Source organism: Brevibacillus sp. HB1.3 (genome assembly GCF_013186635.1).
Taxonomy (GTDB): Bacteria; Bacillota; Bacilli; order Brevibacillales; family Brevibacillaceae; genus Brevibacillus; species Brevibacillus brevis_D.
In genome coordinates this window covers 143213-160906 of record NZ_JABMIT010000012.1, presented here as the reverse complement: position 1 = coordinate 160906, position 17694 = coordinate 143213, and the positions used below count along the sequence as shown (strand labels likewise).

The window sequence follows — 17694 nt, the reverse complement described above, 5'->3', positions numbered from 1 at the left end:
ATGTCGGGATTTAAGGTTGGAAGTCTGCAAATGAAGTGGAACGATCCGCTTCTTTGCCGGCTACTCTGGGGTCAACTGCAATCGATTGGCATGTTTAGGGAACGAAGTACGACAATGGATGCGCTAAAAGCAGCTGCCGGCTTGCGCGGGATATATGAGAGATGGCTGGAAGAAAGTGTCGCTGTACTTGCGCGGCACGGTTATCTCGAGGTTAGCGGCGGCAATATCGATGTTTACGATACATCGCTTGTCCAAATCGAGACCACCTGGGCAGAATGGGACCGACAAAAAACGGAGTGGCTCGCCGACCCGAATCTTAAAGCGCAGGTCGTCTTGGCAGAAGCCGCGCTTAAGGCGCTGCCGGAGATTATTACGGGCAAAATTCTTGCAACCGACGTTATATTCCCTCAAGCTTCCATGGCGCTGACTGAGGGGATTTACAAGAACAATCTGGCCGCGGATTACTTCAATGAAGTGATCGCAGACCTTGTGGTCGATTATGTACAAGAACGAAAGCGTCAGGACGCATCGGTGCGCATTCGGATTTTAGAAATCGGCGCCGGCACGGGCGGAACGAGCGCGATGGTCTTTCGCAAGCTGAAACCGTATCAGGCGAATATTGAGGAATACTGCTACACAGATCTGTCTCGTGCTTTTTTTATGCACGCCGAGAAAGAATACGGGCCTGACAATCCGTATTTAACCTGTCAAATATTCGATCTGGAGAAACCCCTTGCGGAGCAGCGCATAGAGCCAGGAGCCTATGAGCTGGTGATTGCGACGAATGTTCTCCATGCTACAAAGCAGATCAGGCAAACACTGCGCAATGCCAAAGCCGCGCTTAAAAAGAATGGGCTGCTTCTTCTCAATGAATTAAATGACAACTCCCTGTTCTCCCATCTTACCTTCGGATTTTTGGAAGGCTGGTGGAGGTATGAGGATGCAGAGCTCCGAATACCCGGATGTCCCGGATTGTATCCCGAGACATGGAAGCGGGTGCTGGAGGCGGAGGGTTTTCGGCACGTATTTTTCCCTGCTGAAGGCAGACATGAATGGGGGCAGCAAATTGTCATTGCAGAGAGCGATGGCATCGTTCGACAGCTTGAAAAACGTTCGGCCTCTACCGGTGCTGCAGAGCCTACGAGATCCCGGGCTTCGTCTTCAGAACGCTTGGATCGGATCGAAACGCAGCATGGTTACCCAGCGCCGCCTGCCGAAGTAGAGGCGGCGAGCGTTCAGGACATTGACCGACACGCGATATCGGAAATGATTCGAGTGGTTATTCGGGAGAAACTGGCCGAATCGTTGAAGGTGAGTGCCGATATTATCCAAGACGATGAATCGTTTGCCGATTACGGCGTCGACTCCATCCTTGGCATTCATCTGGTGCGTATATTGAATGAGGCGCTAAAGGTGGAGCTGGAAACAACGAGTCTATTCGACTACTCCTCCGTAAACGAATTGACTGCACATATCCAGTCGACTTATATGGACGTTTTTATACATAACAATGTGCTTGAACCAAAAGCAGAAGCAGAAGCAACTAATGTCGCAACTGGCAGCACCGTAATCGAAACTGCGGAGCAAGAAAAGGAGATTGCTTGTGATCCGATGACAGCGGAGGGCATTGCGATTATCGGGATGAGCGGACGGTTTGCCGGCTCGGAAACGACGGACGAGCTGTGGCAGCATATTGCAAGTGGCCATGATTTGGTAGGCCCGATCACCCGCTGGGATCTTTCTTCCCACCCGGCCTGGAGCGGCTCAGATGCTTGCCGCGAAGGCAGCTTTTTAGACCAGATCGACCGGTTTGATCCAATGTTCTTTAATATTTCGGGACTGGAAGCATCGTATATGGACCCTCAGCAAAGGCTGTTTCTCGAAGAAGCGTGGAAAACGCTTGAGGATGCGGGCTACGCGGGATCGGCGGCTTCAAGCCGGCAATGCGGGGTCTATGTCGGATGCTGTGGAAGCGATTACCATGAATTATTCGGTAATCAACCCCCGGCTCAATCGTTTTGGGGGAACGCCATATCCGTAATCCCATCCCGTATCGCGTACTTTCTTAATCTGCAGGGGCCAGCGGTTACGATTGACACGGCCTGTTCCAGCTCGCTGACGGCTATTCATTTGGCTTGCCAAGCGCTTTGGTCCAATGAGGTCGAAATGGCATTAGCAGGCGGTGTTTTCGTGCAAGCGACGACTCGATTTTATGAAAACGCCATTCGAGCCGGTATGCTCTCGCCGAGCGGCCGCTGCTATACGTTCGATGAACGGGCGGACGGCTTTGTACCCGGCGAAGGGGTTGGTGTCGTGATGCTGAAGCGGCTGAAGGACGCATTGGCAGACGGCGACCATATTTATGGTGTCATCCGGGGCTCCGGAATTAATCAGGATGGGACGACCAACGGCATTACAGCGCCAAGCGCCAAATCCCAGGAACGACTGGAGCGCCAAGTGTATGACCGCTTCCAGCTCGATCCGCAGGGGATCCAATTGATAGAGGCGCATGGAACGGGAACAAGACTGGGCGATCCGATCGAGTTTCAGGCCTTAACGCGTGCGTTCCGGCATTATACGGATAAGGAGCATTATTGCGCTCTAGGTTCGATCAAAACGAATATCGGCCATTCAGTCGGAGCTGCCGGAGTAGCCGGCGTTATGAAAATATTGCTTGCTTTGAAGCATAAGCAGCTGCCGCCGTCGCTGCACGCAGAGCGCATCAATTCGAATATCCGCCTGGAAGGCAGTCCGTTTTTCATCAACAAGTCCATTCGGGCTTGGGAGACGGAGCCCGGCACGCCGCGCCGCGCTGCTGTCAGCTCGTTTGGCTTCAGCGGAACGAACGCCCATGCCGTCATTGAGGAGGCGCCACCGCATATCGGACGGAGTAAGCGGCGGCTCTCTCTCTACTTGATTGTACTGTCGGCCCGGACAGGTGAGCAGCTACGCAGGCAAGCGGAACGGCTTGCTGCGTTTTGCAGGCGAGAGAACGGCAGTGTATTCATCGGGGATATGAGCTTAACGCTTCTTCTCGGACGGAGACATTTTGCCGACCGGCTCGCCTTCCTGGCCAGGGATACGGAGGAGCTTCTTCTCCGTCTTGAAACTTGGCTGATGAATGGAGAAGGTCCGGGTATCTATGCATCTGATGCCCTTACGAAAGAGCAACGGGAGAAGCCAGATCTGAAACAGTATGGCAATGAATGTATAGCCATTTGCGCAGCGGCCGACCAAGATGCCAAGTTTATCGAGAGTCTGACCGCCGTGGCAAACTTATACAGCCAAGGCTATTCCTTGAACTATGAACGATTGTTCGAGGGGTGCAGTTATAACAGAGTGTCTCTTCCGACCTACCCCTTTGCCGATGAGCGGTATTGGGTAAACGAGGGCGAGAGCAGTCCCCGTGCAGGAGCACAGGAAGCTTTGCAATCCTCGGAGGCTTTCCATCCGTTGCTGCATCGGAATGTCTCTACGTTCGCTGAACAACGGTTTACGTCGACCTTTACTGGCAAAGAGTTTTTCTTGGAAGACCATGTGGTGCACGGGCGGCGGGTGCTGCCGGGAGTTGCCTATTTAGAGATGGCAAGGGCAGCCGTTCAGTCGGCCGTAAGCGATGGGGAATACAGCGGGAAGAAGATCCGGCTCAAAAATGTGATATGGGCTAAGCCCATTACGGCAGGGGCTGCAGCCGTTTCGGCCGAAATTACGCTGACACCGTCAACCGACGGCGATATTGCTTTTCGGGTATACGGTCCGGCAGAAGCTGAAACCGTCTTATGCAGTGAGGGCTCCGTATGCCTGGAGGAGCCAGGTGAGCAGCCGCGCATTCTGATCGACCGGCTGCTGAAGGAATGCGCTACACGTTCAATCAGCCGGACGGAATGCTACGAGACATTTAATAGGATCGGTGTCAATTATGGTCCTTCTCATCAGGTCATGGACATTCTGCTCACCGGACAGGGCAAGGCGCTTGCGAAGCTGGTGCTTCCCGAATCCTTAGCTGCGTCTGTGCAGAGTTTTGCGCTGCATCCGAGCTTGCTGGACGGCGCGCTGCAGGCAGCTTCATGCCTGCTGCTCGGACTCGATACGGAAGTCGGCTACCAACCAGGTACCTCTCCGCCGCTTCCTTTTGCGCTACAGGAGATGGAACTGCTGAGTGAATGCTTGCCTGTTATGTGGGCTTTCGCCCGCTTCAGCAGCGGCAGCGGTCGACACAATCAGCTTCCAAGCCTTGACATCGATTTGCTGGACGAACAGGGGAATATTTGCGTACGAATGAAGGGGTATTGCGCCAGAGCGATGGAGGCGGGTGCTAGGCAAGAGGATGTCCTCTTTATGGTTCCGGAATGGAGGGACAAAGCTCCGCGGCCTGGAATTGCGAATTCGCCAGTAACCGAGCATACCGTGATCCTGTGCGAGCCCTCTCCCATGCTGCAAGCATCGGTGGAAAGCGCGTTTCCTGGTGTCCGTTGCTTGGTGCTAACGGCTGAAGAGGCCACCATGGAGCAGAGATTCAGCCACTTCGCGCAGAGGATCTTCGAAGAGACCCAGCGCTTACTGCGCCAAGTAACAGGGAGAGGCGTCATCCAGATCGTTTATACCCCCGGTAGCGGTCGCGAGCTGCTAGCGGGACTGCGCGGGCTGCTAAAAACGATGCGTCTGGAAAACCCGCATATGTCTGGGCAATTGATCGAAATTTCGCAAGACGAAATAGCGGACGCAATCGTGCAAAAGCTTCGGGATAATCTCGATCATCCGGAGGATACGCATATCGGCTATGAAGGCTCTCGTCGTATGGTGATGACACTCAAGAGAAGGGCTCCTGGAGAGGGAACAAACTCCCGGTTATGGAAGGACGATGGCGTTTATCTCATTACGGGCGGAGCAGGCGGACTGGGTATCATTTTTGCGAAGGAAATCGCCCGAGCCGTACGCAGAGCGACGATCATTCTGACCGGCCGAGCACAGTGCGATCCATATAAGCTGTACGAGATCAAAAATTCAGTTTCAGGAAACGCTGACATTGTATACAAGCAAGCCGATATGACACGGATGGAAGAGGTAAAGCGGCTGGTTCACGCTATTGAGACGGAATACGGCGGTTTGAACGGGGTCCTTCACAGCGCCGGCGTGCATGCGGATAATTATTTACTTCGCAAAAGCAAGGACGAATGGAATACCGTATTGGCTCCTAAGGTTTCGGGACTCGTCCACCTGGATGAAGGAACGAAGCACATCCCTTTGGATGTATTCGTCATGTTTTCATCTGTGGTTGCTTGGCTCGGTAATCCCGGGCAGGCGGACTATAGCACGGCGAACGCGTTTATGGACGCGTATGCCGCCTTCCGCAGCCGACTTGCCGCGGAGGGCCAAAGAAAAGGCCATACTTGTTCCATTAACTGGCCGTTATGGCAAGAAGGCGGCATGCGGGCAGGCGAGCATGCGGAGCGTGAGCTCGCCAAGGCGATCGGATTGATTCCGATGGCCACCGAAGCCGGAATCCGGGCCTTCGATCAGGCGATGTCAATCGGTTCGCCGAACGTGATTGTCGCGGCCGGAAGCGCTGATCGATTGGAGCAAGCTCTGACAGGGGATATCCAAGTATCGTCGGATGACGTGCAGCAGTACGAATCGGCAACGGACACCCTTTCGACCGAAGTGGAAGAACGTGTCCTCCTAAAAGTAAGGGAGATCGTTTCCTCCGTCATCCGGCTGCCTCTACATCGGGTGGAAGCGGATGCGCACATGATGACGTTCGGGCTGGATTCCATTATCGTCATGCAATTGACGGGACAGCTCGAGAGTCTATTCGGTTCCTTGCCGAAAACGCTGTTTTTTGAATATCAAAATCTGCGTGACTTGGCGAAGTTTTTCATACAGCGGCACGAATCACGGTGTGCGCAATTATTCGGCGATCGTCTTCAGCCGAAGGTGCTAGAGGAAGATGCGCGTATGCCGGAGCATTCTGCCACGCGGCAAACGGTACTTTTACCAGAGAAGGAAAGCGAGGATGCCGCCCCTAAGCAGCGTAGCCTTCCCGGCAGTGCTCCCCTTGATATCGCGATAATTGGTGTTGCTGGCAGATATCCGGGTGCGAGAAATATGGATGAGTTTTGGGAGCTGCTGCAAGAGGGCGTCGATTGCGTGACAGAAATTCCGAAGGAACGATGGGATCATACCCCTTATTTCCATCCTGCCAAAGGAACGTCCGGCAAAACAAATGGCAAGTGGGGCGGGTTTCTGGAGGGTGTCGATCAGTTTGACCCGTTGTTTTTTAATATTTCGCCGCGTGAAGCCGAGCTTATGGATCCTCAGGAGCGGCTTTTTTTGCAGTGTGTCTATGAAACAATCGAGGATGCTGGCTACACCCGGGACAGTCTTACCGGAAGAAAAGGGGACGGTGCCGGTTCCAGTGTAGGGGTATTCGCAGGTGTCATGTACGAGGAGTACCAGCTTTACGGAGTTCAGGAGACGATGAATGGTAATCCGGTCGCCCTGAGCGGAAGTCCGGCGTCGATTGCAAATCGGGTATCTTATGTTTGTAATTTTCACGGTCCGAGCGTTGCTGTTGATACGATGTGCTCGTCTTCACTGACGGCCATCCATTTTGCATGCCACAGCCTGCAAAGGGGAGAGTGCGATGCAGCCATCGCCGGTGGCGTAAACGTCTCGCTGCATCCGAACAAATATCTGTTGCTTGGCCAAGGCAATTTCCTGTCCACCAAAGGCCGGTGCGAAAGCTTTGGAGCCGGCGGAGACGGCTATGTCCCCGGGGAAGGCGTAGGAGCTGTCTTGTTGAAGCCGCTTGCGAAGGCCATCGCCGACGGTGACCAGATTTATGGCGTCATTAAGGGGACATCTATTAATCACGGCGGGAGAACGAACGGTTATTATGTTCCGAATCCGAATGCGCAGGCTTCCGCAATTGCGCGCGCGTTGAAGGAGTCGGGTATAGACGCGCGGTCAATCAGCTATATAGAGGCCCATGGTACGGGCACATCTCTTGGCGATCCGATTGAAATTGCCGGGCTTTCTAAAGCGTTTGAAGCTTATACCGAGGACAAGCAATATTGTGCGATCGGCTCTGTTAAATCGAATATCGGTCACTGTGAAAGTGCCGCAGGCATAGCGGGCCTGACCAAGGTGCTGCTGCAGCTCAAGCACCAGAAGCTGGTACCGTCGCTGCATGCCGACACGCCCAACCCATTTATCGATTTTGCTACTACGCCGTTTCAGGTTCAGCGTGAGCTAGGGGAGTGGGAGCGTCCGGTGATGGTGCTTGACGGGAAAATCGCGGAGCAGCCGAGAATGGCCGGCCTTTCCTCATTCGGAGCAGGCGGTGCGAACGCTCATCTCATCGTTGCCGAGTATATTCCGGATCGTAAGGGTGCCGTGCATGCGCCAAAAGCTCAGCGAGAATGCATGATCGTGCTCTCCGCCAGAAGTGAAGACCAATTAAAAGAACGGGCTCGTCGTCTGCTGCAGGCAGTTAATAAAGACCTCGAAAACGACGATTCTTTCCTGATTAACATGTCTTACACACTCCAGGTAGGCCGAGAGGCGATGGAAGAGCGTATGGCTATCGTCGTAAGAACAATCGAGGAGCTGCGGGCAAAGCTTATCCAATATGTGGATGGGCAGTTAGGAATTCCGGATTTGTACAGAGGATCGGTAAAACAGAACCGGGAAACTGTTGCGCTTATTGCGGCGGACGAAGATATGATGAAAGCGGTCGGGGCCTGGATGACCAAAGGTAAATACGCGAAGTTCCTGGATCTATGGGTAAAAGGGCTGGATATCGACTGGAGCAGTCTTTATGAAGAAGGCGATAAGCCGGAGAGGGTCAGTCTGCCTACCTATCCGTTCGCACAGGAGCGTTACTGGCTGCCGTCGGTATCGTCTACAGATGAACCAGGGGTGTTCCACTCTTTAGAACGACCTACTTCCGAGCCCGCTCTTGAGCCTGATGAGACGGCAAAGGTTATTTCCGCTGAGGAATTTAGATCTCCGCTTGCAAATAATGGATTGCTCGTGCCGGTGTGGGACCCTGCACCATCACCAGTAAGAAACGTGGCTGATCGGAAACCGTATGGCCGCACAGTTATTATTGGCGGTACGGCCGCAAGGGTAGCGGAGATCAGGCGGCATGTGGAGGATGCATCAGATGTGCAGGTTTATGCGGGACAGAACACGGCGGAATTGACACAGAAGCTGGAATTTTCCGGTCCAATCGGGCATTTGATCTGGATTGCTCCAGATGATTCGATAGAAATAGCACAATCGGAGGCCATGTTGGAAGCGCAGCGTGAAGGGGTACTGTTCCTGTTTCGGACCATAAAAGCCTTGTTGGCCCTTGGATATGGCATGAAGCCGTTACGGTGGAGCATCATCACGGTTCGAACCGTCCAGGTTTACCGCGGCGAAGCGATTAAGCCTGCCCATGCAAGCCTCCACGGGCTAATCGGCTCAATGGCCAAGGAATATCCGAACTGGTCCGTTTGTCTTGCGGACATGGAGACGGATAACGGCTGGCCGCTCGAGGAACTGTTCGCACTCCCGCCAGATGCGCGTGGCGATGGATGGGCGTATCGGTCAGGGGAATGGTACCGGCAGAGACTGATGCCGGTGCGCATGACCAAGACTACAGCTACCCTATACAAGAAGGGTGGCGTCTATGTAGTCATCGGCGGTACGGGCGGCATCGGAGAAGTGTGGAGCGAATATATGATTCAGCGTTATCAGGCGAACATCGTTTGGATCGGGCGACGAGTGAAGGATACCAGCATACAGGCCAAGATCGATCGGCTGGCGGAGCATGGACCAGCTCCACACTATATCCAAGCGGATGCGACTGACGGGAAGGCGATGGAGCGGGCATATGAGGAAATAAGAAACCGATACGGACGCATCCACGGACTGGTTCACTCGGCTATCGTACTGCTGGATCAAAGCCTGGCGAACATGGAAGAAGAGCGGTTCGTTGCGGGATTGCGCCCGAAAACAGATGTGAGCGTACGAATGGCACAAGTATTCGGTCATGAAAAGCTGGACTTTGTCCTGTTCTTTTCATCAATGAACGCGTTTCTAAAGCAGGAGGGGCAGAGCAACTATGCGGCAGGCTGCACGTTCAAGGATGCGTTCGCGCAGCGTCTGGCGAGGGAGTGGTCATGCGCCGTGAAGATCATAAACTGGGGCTATTGGGGCAGCGCGGGGGCAGTGTCGTCAGAACATTACCGCCGGAGAATGGCGCAAGCAGGCATTGTCTCTATTGAACCAGGCGAGGCGATGGACGCGCTGGAATCGCTGCTTGCCGGACCTTTCGATCAGCTTGCCCTGATGAAAACGGCGGAAGGTAATGAAATGTTTGGCCAGTCGATCGCCGATGAGCTGGAAGCTTATCTGGAAGAGGACAGCCTGTCTTTCGAGCATATCGTCAATCATCTTCGTTTGCCCGCTGTTCCGAAGGCTGAAGCTTCGGACTTGCTTAGAGAGGGAGAGTCTGCGGACCAGCTTGGAAATTCCCTGCTATGGGCGGCAGCGAGCATATTGAATGTGCAAGCGGAAGAAATCGAAGCGGACATCCCATTCTATGAGTATGGATTCGACCCTGTTAAGCTGGACGAATTTTCCAGGTGGATATCCGATCACTATCAGCTTGCTATGACAAGCGATACGCTCCTTCAACAGGCAACGCTTGGACAGTTGGAGGCCTTCCTTGCGGAGCAGATCGGGTAAACAAATAGATTCGGAAAAAATCGGAGATGGAGGCTTCTGTATGAGGGAAATGGAAGAACTGCTAAGCCGGCTGCTATGGCAGCAGCTTCGAACCATGGGGGAATTTGCGGAAGCCGGTTCTATTACGTCCGCATCAATGGCAGCAGCAGGAATAGACGGTAAATATGCGCGCTGGTTTGAGCACACCCTGGCCGTTCTGACAGAACACGGGTGGCTGAGGATGAAGGATACAGCTTATTTTGCTAACGATCGAAACACTGGGCTGGAAACCGCATGGAGCGAGTGGAATAACCGCAAACAGGCCTGGCTGGAAGATTCGAGCTTGCGCGCGCGGGTCACCTTGCTTGATGCGGTGCTTCATCGGCTACCGGACATCTTAACAGGCAAGGTGCCGGCTACAGATGTCCTTTTTCCTAACTCTTCCATGGAATTGGTTGAAGGTATTTATAAGGACAATGAGATTGCGGATTACTTTAATGAGGGAATGGCTAATGCGGTTGTTGCCTATATCGAAGCAAGCTTGAAACAAAATCCGCATGCGCGGTTTCGGTTGCTGGAAATCGGTGCGGGCACAGGCGGGACGAGCGCCATGGTGATCCGTAAGCTTACGCCCTATCAGGACCGGATAGCGGAATATAAGTATACGGACATTTCGCAGGGATTTCTTCGGCATGCCGAAGCCGTCTTTGGAACGAAGGCGCCATACTTGACCTGTCAGCTCTATCATGTCGAGAAGCCTTGCGCCGAGCAGCAAATTCAAACAGGCGTCTACGATCTTGTGCTTGCGTCAAATGTGCTTCACGCAACGGCTAATATTCGGTCAACTCTCAGAAACGCCAAGACGCTGCTGAAAAAAAACGGTCTGCTGCTCATCAATGAGATCAGCGGCAATTCGTTGTTTGCCCATCTGACATTCGGGCTGCTGCAAGGGTGGTGGCTATATGAGGATCATATGCTTCGGATCCCGGGCTGTCCTGGTCTCTACCCGGAAACCTGGAGAAGGGTTCTGAGTCAAGAGGGTTTTCAGCACGTGCTGTTCCCCGTTAAGGAAGCTCATGCGCTGGGGCAGCAGATCATTATTGCCCAAAGCGACGGTATCGTTCGCCAAGCGCGAATCAGCGAAGCTGATGCTGCATGGATGGAGGTAGCGACCGGTTCGGCTTCTATTACGGTGAAGAAGACGGAGAAAGACTCTGTCTCTGTCCATGAAGCAATGGATGAAGGACAAGTTAAACGCCGGATCCGGAGTATATTAATGGAAAACTTGTCCGTATCGCTAAAGCTCGACAAACAGCGCATCGATATGGATGAATCGTTCTCCGATTACGGTTTGGATTCCATTACCGGGGTTCAATTCGTTAAGCAGATCAACGACGTCTTGGGGACCGCCTTATCCACGACGATTTTGTTCGATTACAGCTCGATCCGAAAATTGATCGATTATTTGTGGAGTGCGTTCGGTCCGGTTATTACGGCTCAATGGGTAGAAACAGATGGCAACGTACCTTCCGTATCCTCTGATAAGGAAGCAGGCCAACGAAAGCCGCCCGTACAGCAAGAGAAGAAAACCGTTTCCTCCGATGGTACGGACCAGTTGGGAGAGGTCTTTTATAAAGAGCCGATCGCCATCATTGGCATGAGTGGTAAATTTGCCAAATCGGATACACTCGAGGAATTGTGGAACCACCTGGAAAATGGCGACGACCTCGTGGAGAAGGTAACACGTTGGGACTTGTCTTCTTATATGGAGAACGATTCTTTCTGCAATTTCGGCAGCTTCATCGAAGGCTTCGATCTTTTTGACCCGTTATTTTTTAACATCTCCCCAACGGAAGCTGCTTATATGGACCCGCAGCAAAGGCTTTTTCTGGAAGAGGCCTGGAAGGCGATGGAGCATGCCGGTTATGCCGGAAAGGGAATGGATGGACGAGCTTGCGGGATTTATGCCGGATTTAATATGAATTATTACGCCGAGCTGATTGAGGGCCGGCCTCCAGCACAAGCGATGTGGGGGAACGCAGGGTCTGTTATTCCCGCACGTCTATCGTACTATCTCAATCTGCAGGGACCTGCAGTAACGGTAGATACCGCGTGCTCCAGTTCGCTGGTGGCCATCCATTTGGCTTGTCAGAGCTTGTGGAGCCGGGAGACCGAGGCCGCCATTGCCGGAGGGGTGTTTCTTCAGCCAACGCCAGGCTTCTATATTAGCGCAACCCGGGCTGGAATGCTCTCCGCCGATGGACGATGCTATACATTCGACGACCGTGCCAACGGTTTCGTTCCGGGTGAGGGGGTAGGTGTCGTCGTGTTGAAACGGCTGCAGGATGCGCTGAAAGACGGCGATTCCATCTATGGCGTCATCCGCGGTAGCGGCACAAATCAAGACGGGACAACAAATGGGATAACGGCACCAAGCGCGAGGTCTCAGGAAATGCTGCTGCGCCAGGTGTATGATTCATTCGGTCTTAACCCGGCGGACATCCAATTGGTCGAGGCGCATGGGACCGGTACCCGGTTGGGCGATCCGATCGAGTACCAAGCGCTCAGCCGGGCATTCCGTCAGCATACGAGCAAAACCGGATATTGCGCATTGGGTTCGATCAAAACGAATATCGGACATACGACAGCGGCAGCAGGAATTGCAGGCTTGCTGAAAATTTTGCTGGCCATGAAGCATCGAAAGCTGCCTCCTTCGCTGCATTTTCAATCGATAAATGGAAACATAGAGGCATCTGATAGTCCATTTTACATCAATACGTCGCTGAAGAATTGGGAGGTTGAGGCAGGGGGGAAACGACGAGCTGCCATCAGCGCATTCGGATTTAGCGGAACGAACGCCCATATGGTAATCGAGGAAGCTCCGGATATGGCGCCGCCACCTACCCACAAGCCCGCCTATCTCATCGCACTGTCGGCGCGGACAGCCGGACAACTGCGCAGGCAAGCGGAACAAATGATGGCGTACGTCAAAGGCGAACCGAATGTCGATCTTGGACATGTAAGCTTTACGCTTCTTCTGGGCCGAAAGCACTTTCCGCACAGGCTCGCCTGCATCGTGCAGAACGCCGGACAATTGGCGGAGCGGTTGACCGCATGGCTAGAGAACGGGCAAGCCGTAGACCTGGTTCAATCCGATCCCGGAGCACAGCTGCCTCTAGAGGAGCTCCCGAGTGATCATTATGGCTATGCCTGTATGGATGCGTGTGCGCGGGAAACCGAGCGAATGAACTATTTGGAACGGATTGCGTCGATTTTGGAGCTGTATACGCAAGGCTATGAGATGTCATTCGACCGTTTATTTGCGGATGGCCGTTATATCAGGCTGGCGCTTCCTGTTTATCCGTTTGCGCGAGAACGTTATTGGGTGCCTGAATCCACCGCAAAGCCAGCTGTCCGGACAAAACCGCCGGAGGGCGCCGATCTGCATCCGCTGCTTCACCGTAAAATACCGGCGGTTGAAGGAACGGGCTTTCGCTCCACGTTCACTGGCCACGAGTTTTATCTGGCGGATCACGTCATTATGGGACGATCGTTATTACCGGGTGTAGCCTTTCTGGAGATGGCCAGAGCCGCTGTCGGGATGGCATTTGGATCAAGTGGCGGAGACTATGAAATCAGGCTGAAGGATCTGTTCTGGACCCGGCCCTATAGTGTGGACGGACCGCATACGGAGCTTGAAATTCATATGGAAACCGGAGATAACGGTACCATTGAGTATGGGATATACGCCACAGCAACTGACAAGGACGAAGCGGTACGCTGCCACCAAGGCAAAGCCGCGGTTGTACCGTTTTCTCGCGCGGAGAATGTAACCCTGGATGCAATCCGGCAGAAGTGCGGCTTGGCGATGCTGGATGCACAGCAGTGTTATACGGCTTTCAGGGAGATCGGCATGCATTACGGTCCGACCTTCCAATGCATCGAACGTCTATATATCGGCGAGGAACAATCGCTGGCCAAGCTTCGGCTGCCGGCTGCCGCCCAGGAAACGGCCAGTCATTACGGGCTTCATCCCGGCATGCTGGATGCAGCACTTCAAGCGGCGGGTGTCGTAGCTACGGCGGATCTCGCGGACAGAAGTAGCGTTCTTGACCGGATTAAATCGGTCATTCCTTTTGCCCTTAAGGAGCTTCGTGTTTATAAGAGCTGTACATCGGACATGTGGGCCCATATAAGACGGAGCGCGAATGCGTCGTTCGATGAACGGACTCGGCAGACCGACATTGATTTGTGCGATGAACAAGGGAACGTTTGTGCACGGCTTATTGGTCTAGCATTCCGAGAGCCCAAATTGGAAGACGTAGCAGCCGAACAAGGAAATGAAACACTCTTGTGGGAGCCAGTATGGGTAGAAAAGGAGGCCGTCCGTGAAGACGACTCCGAAACGACATCGCGGCATATCGTCTTCCTATGCGAACCGAATAAATCGATCGTCAACTTCGTACAATCGGAAGCTGACCGCATGACCCGATATGTGACGCTTAGCGCAGGCCGTGCAACGGAAATAGCGGAGCGTTACGAGACCTATGCCGTTCAATTGATGGAAGAACTCAAATCTATCCATTCGGAAGGCGTTTACGGGGAGACGCTGATCCAGATTGCTTCGTTCAGTTCGGAAAGCGATTGGCTGTTCCGGGGTCTGACCGGATTGCTTCGGACGGCATGTCTGGAGTATTCCGGTTTCATCGGGCAGTACATCGAGCTGGAACAAAATGTTCGAGCAGAGGACTTAATTTGGAAGCTTATCGAGAACAAGAGCTGCCCGGAAGACTTTATGATTCGTTATCGCAAGGGTGTTCGACAGGTTCAGCATTGGGTTGAACGAGAGGAGATCCCTTCGGCGGCTGACATTCCGTGGAAGCATGAAGGCGTTTATTTCATTACAGGCGGTGCCGGCGGTCTGGGCTATGCACTTGCCCAGGAGATCGCAGGGAAAGTCGCATCTCCGACGCTTGTGCTTGCCGGGAGAACGCCGGCCAGTGCAGCGATCCACGAGAAGCTTGCTGCGTTAGGAAGGTTAGGCGCACAAGCAGTATACATGCAGATGGACGTATCCGATAAGGAGCAGACCGTTGCCGTCATCCAAGCCGTCAGGTCCAAGTACGGTCGGCTGAATGGAATCATTCATGCCGCAGGCTTGCTGAGAGACAGTCTTCTAATTCATAAAACCAAGACTCAGGTTGCTGATGTCATGGGTGCAAAGGTAAAGGGAGTTGTCCATTTGGATGACGCAACCCGGGAGCTGGAAGTCGACTGGGTGCTTGTATTCTCCGCTGCAGCGGCTGTGCTCGGCAATTACGGACAAGCCGATTACGCTGCGGCGAACGGCTTTATGGATGCCTACGCAGCATATCGAAACGGACAATCATCCGCTGGCGGCCGTAAAGGCAGAATGCTCTCCATTAACTGGCCATTATGGCAGGATGGCGGGATGCGAGTTACCCGGGAAACCGAGCAGAGCCTAAGAGACAGGATCGGTATGGCTCCCATGAAGGCAATGGACGGTATGCAGGCTTTGTACCGGGCATTTGGCACCGACCAGGATCAACTGCTTTTCATGCATGGCGATCCGGAACGGTTAAGGGCCTACATCCGTTTGGTGAACCGTCCTGCCCGTCCAAAGAAACCGAAAGCTCATCATCATGGAGCGGTGCCCCAGGACGAATTAACGGTATGGGTTAAACAGCAGCTGGCCGGTATTATCGGAATATCTGCAGACGATATTCACTCCGATACGGCATTCGATAAATACGGCATGGATTCCATCATGCAGTTGGATCTGATCCGCGAGCTGGAGAAACTGACCGGAGAGTTGCCCAAAACGCTCCTTTTTGAACATAACACTGTTCGTGAGGCAGCTGCTTATTTGGCCGATCATTATGCGGAACAGATTCGAAAATCATGGCAGGTGAATGTTATGGAGCAGCCTCCAGCCCCGCATATTTCCGTAACGCCACCTTTAGGCCCGGTTTCTGTCCGTGAAGCGTTTGTCGAAACGCAACAGCAGGATGTGAATTCGAGTGCCTTGAAGCAGGATGGTATCGCCATAATCGGGGTAGCGGGTAGATACCCGAAAGCCAATCAATTGGAGGAGCTGTGGGAGCGGCTCAGGTCGGGAGAGAACTGCATCACGGAAGCGCCTGCTGACCGATGGTTCAAAACGTTGCTTCGGGGGTCGTCGGTCAAAGAAACCGAACAGAAGTCCCCGTATTACGGCGGGTTTTTGGATGCAGTCGATCGCTTCGACCATCGGTTGTTTGAAATGGATGCCGAAGAAGCCCGGGATCTTCCTCCGGAAGCACGGCTCTTCCTCGAGACGGTCTGGGAAACGTTCGAGAGCGCAGGTTATTCCAAATCGGCGATACAGCATTGGCAGAACCGGGAGCAGGCTGGTATCGGCGTGTTTGCTGGAACGATGTATAGCCAATATGGCTGGCAGATGCCGTCGTTGGAGCAGGCGGCGCTTCACTCGAATCGGACAGATTGGCAAATCGCAAACCGGACATCGCATTTCTTCAACCTGACAGGTCCTAGCTTAACAGTGAATACCGCCTGCAGTAGTTCGCTTACCGCGATACATCTCGCTTGCGAAAGCCTAAGGCAAAACGGGTGTTCCATGGCTGTTGCCGGCGGAGTTAACCTGACGCTTGACGTGTCCAAATACGAGGCGCTGGAGCAGGTCAATTTTCTCGCGACTGGCGGCAAGAGCAAATCGTTCGGCGACGGTGACGGTTATGTTCCCGGAGAAGGCGTCGGGGCAGTGCTGCTCAAGCCGCTTGCGCTGGCTGAACGTGACGGAGACCGGATCCTCGGAATCATCACGTACAGCGGCGTTAATCATGGCGGCGGACGGCAAAAATATAGCGTCCCCGATCCGAAGCAGCAGGCACAGCTTATGGAATCGGCAATCAAGCGTTCGGGGGTTGATCCCGAATCGATTACCTACGTAGAGTGCGCGGCTAACGGTTCGCCGCTGGGCGATTCCATCGAGGTCGCGGCGTTACGCAGCGCTTTCTCGCGATTTACCAGTAAGCAGCAATATTGTGCCATCGGCTCGGTCAAATCTAACATCGGGCATCTTGAAGCGGCTTCCGGCATCTCGCAGCTCAGTAAAGTGCTGTTGCAATTGAAATACTGCATGCTCGTTCCATCGATTCATGCTGACGTGCGCAATCCGAATCTTAAATTGGAAGGCACGCCGTTTTACTTGCAGGAGAAATTCGAGCCCTGGGAGCAGAAGGTTGACCCGTCAAATGGGAACCTGCTCCCACGCAGGAGTATGATCAATTCGTTCGGTGCTGGTGGTTCATATGCCGTGCTTATCGTTGAAGAGTATATCGGTCCGCACATCCGGACAGAAACTGGGGAGGATGCGGCTATTGACCCGCCGTCAGAGTATCTGGTCGTTTGGTCGGCCAAAACCGAATATAGCTTACGAAGCTATACGGATCGTATGCTACGACTGCTAAGAAAGGAACGCAATCTCTCGGCAGAAGCGCTTTCGGACTCGCTGATTCGGATTAACCACGATTTGGAATACCGTTTGGCTATCATTTATCGTTCAGTTGACGATCTTCGACTGAAGCTGGAAGCGCTGAGAGCAGGGGAAGAAGTGCGTGACCCGGATATATTCATCTCGCCAAATTGCAGGCCGGGTAAATCTGTACATGCGGTAAACACGAAACGGCAGGACCATGCTGGACAGCTGTACCGGATTGCTCTTCACTGGGTTCAAGGACGATCCGTGGATTTGGAAAGCCTAACGCATCACCCAGCAGCGGGAACAGTGAATCTTCCCCATTACGCATTCGATTATGGAACGGATGATGGCGAAGCCTCCGTCCATGGAAGCGAGGAAACCCAGCTGCGCGTTATATTGGAGAGAGTTTCGCGCGGCGAAATGTCCAAGAGCGAGGCTATGCAGTACTTTTTCGATATCGAGGTGTAAGGATGGAC

Annotated in this window: 1 protein-coding gene and 1 pseudogene; both read left to right on the top strand. The window is 53.5% G+C overall.

Going from position 1 to position 17694, the window contains the following annotated elements; all coding sequences use genetic code 11:
• A pseudogene (locus tag HPY31_RS23795) lies at positions 1–9708 on the top strand (SDR family NAD(P)-dependent oxidoreductase); the annotation flags it as partial.
• A 70-nt stretch (positions 9709–9778) separates the two neighbouring features.
• Complete coding sequence (locus HPY31_RS23790) at positions 9779–17686, top strand: SDR family NAD(P)-dependent oxidoreductase (protein WP_172142721.1); 7908 nt, start codon at positions 9779–9781, stop codon at positions 17684–17686.
• Positions 17687–17694 lie beyond the last annotated feature (8 nt).